Origin of the sequence: Vibrio ordalii ATCC 33509 (assembly GCA_000257205.1) — a bacterium.
GTDB lineage: Bacteria > Pseudomonadota > Gammaproteobacteria > Enterobacterales > Vibrionaceae > Vibrio > Vibrio ordalii.
Map to the genome: position 1 here is coordinate 1 of AEZC01000052.1, position 2,298 is coordinate 2,298.

The 2,298-nt window shown below is 46.9% G+C and carries 2 protein-coding genes; both read left to right on the forward strand.

The window, feature by feature from the left end:
• The first annotated feature begins 152 nt into the window (after nucleotides 1-152).
• Nucleotides 153-1,802 (forward strand): anaerobic glycerol-3-phosphate dehydrogenase subunit A, encoded by a 1,650-nt coding sequence (gene glpA, locus VOR_RS0103235; RefSeq protein WP_010318298.1) that lies wholly within the window; start codon nucleotides 153-155, stop codon nucleotides 1,800-1,802.
• Nucleotides 1,799-2,298, forward strand: a 500-nt coding sequence (gene glpB, locus VOR_RS0103240; protein WP_029626857.1) for an anaerobic glycerol-3-phosphate dehydrogenase subunit GlpB, incomplete at its 3' end; no start/stop codon positions are given. The genes glpA and glpB, both read left to right, overlap by 4 nt.

The window sequence follows — 2,298 nt, forward strand, 5'->3', positions numbered from 1 at the left end:
ATCATTTTGATATAAATCGACATGCAGACATGAATTCAACGCCAAAATGAAACACAATTTCGCTCACTCGCGCTTTTGTGAGCAATATATCGAACATTTTCTATTGAAAATGCCACACTAAATATAAGTTTTTCATCGAATAAGGTTTCACCATGACCACAACCACACGATTTGAAACCGATGTTGTTATCATTGGTGGCGGAGCAACCGGTACTGGGATCATGCGCGACTGCGCACTGCGTGGCATTGGGTGTATTTTGCTAGAAAAAGATGATATTGCCTCTGGTACCACCGGGCGAAATCACGGTTTATTACATTCCGGAGCACGTTACGCAGTTACCGATCCTGAATCGGCCAAAGAGTGCATCCAAGAGAATCAAATTTTAAAAAATATCGCCAGACATTGTGTAGAGAAAACCGACGGCCTGTTCATTACTCTGCCTGAAGACGATCTTGCTTTTCAGAGCACGTTTATCGACGCGTGCGCTCAAGCTGGCATTACAACCGAGCCGCTTTCTGCCAAAGAAGCACTGCGTTTAGAGCCTCACGTTAATCCAAACCTTGTTGGCGCGGTCAAAGTACCCGATGGCACACTCGACCCTTTTCGTTTATGCGCTTCCAATGTGCTAGACGCCAAAGAGCATGGTGCGCGGATCATGAACAAAACCATTGTGACGTCGCTGATCCGCCAAGGTGACACAGTATTAGGCGTGCGCTGTTTACAGCTCAACACTCATCAACAATATGAGATTTTCGCCAAAGAAGTGATTAACGCAGCTGGAATATGGGGACAAAACATTTGTGAATACGCCGATCTCAACATCAAAATGTTCCCCGCGAAAGGCTCATTGTTGATCCTTGATTATCGTATCAACAACCTTGTGATCAACCGCTGTCGCAAGCCTTCTGATGCCGATATTCTTGTCCCTGGTGATACCATTTCCCTGATCGGTACTACCTCTGAACACATTGACTACGACCAAATTGACAACCTGCACGTGACTGAAAAAGAGGTTGATATACTACTGGCCGAAGGCGCGAAACTGGCCCCCATCATGGCGAATACTCGTGTATTACGCGCTTATGCGGGTGTGCGTCCATTGGTCTCTATTAATGATGATGGCAGCGGCCGAAACATCAGTCGCGGCATCGTATTACTTGACCACGAACAACGCGATGGACTGAAAGGCCTCACCACGATTACAGGCGGTAAATTAATGACTTACCGCCTAATGGCAGAATGGGCGACCGATTTAGTCGCCAAAAAACTGGGCAATAATACCCCTTGCGAAACTCATACTCGCGCCCTACCCGGCTCCAACGAAACCCCCAAACAGGTAAAAAAAACCGCCAGCATTGCCAAACCCGTCTATGAATCGGCTATTTATCGCCATGGTGAGCGCGCACAAAATTTCTTATCTGATGATGCAAAGAGCCAAGCGGTTATTTGTGAATGTGAAATGGTGACCGCGGGCGAAATTGAATACGCAATTAAGCAACTCGATGTAAATAACTTGGTCGATTTACGTCGCCGCACTCGTTTAGGTATGGGGCCGTGCCAAGGGGAGCTTTGCAGCTATCGCGCCGCCAGCTTATTTCAAGAATATGGTCACGTTTCGGGAAACCAATCGAGCCAACTGTTGGTTGAGTTTTTAGAAGAGCGCTGGAAAGGCATTAAACCGATTTTCTGGGGAGATGCACTGCGCGAGGCTGAATTCAGTTACTGGATTTACGAAGGCTTGTTCGGAGCCAATGACATTCCAACGCAACACAAGCAAAATGAAAGTGAGGAGACGTTATGATGAAATACGACGTCACAATTATCGGTGGTGGAATTGCAGGTTACAGTGCTGGTCTTCGCTGCTTACAAGCGGGCCTAAAAACAGCACTGATCAGTCAAGGCCAAAGTGCTCTGCATTTTTCATCCGGTTCCATCGATGTTCTGGGTAAACTGCCTAGCGGCGAAGCGGTTGAATCCCCTTTGCTCGCCATGGAAGCATTACGTCAACAAGCCCCGAATCACCCTTACAGTAAAATTGGCGCTGACACTATTTCGAAAGGGTTAATGTGGTTTCAAAAAACGCTGCAGCAGCGCGGCATGCCGCTGACACACCAAGCGGATAATAGTAACCACTATCGCATTACTCCGATGGGGACATTGAAAGCCACTTGGTTATCACAACCTTATGTTTATCAACATAAAACGAATGCTGATTTTAAGCGTATTGTGCTGCTCGCCATCGATGGTTACCGAGATTTTCAACCACATATGCTGCAAGATAACTTACGCGCTCTACC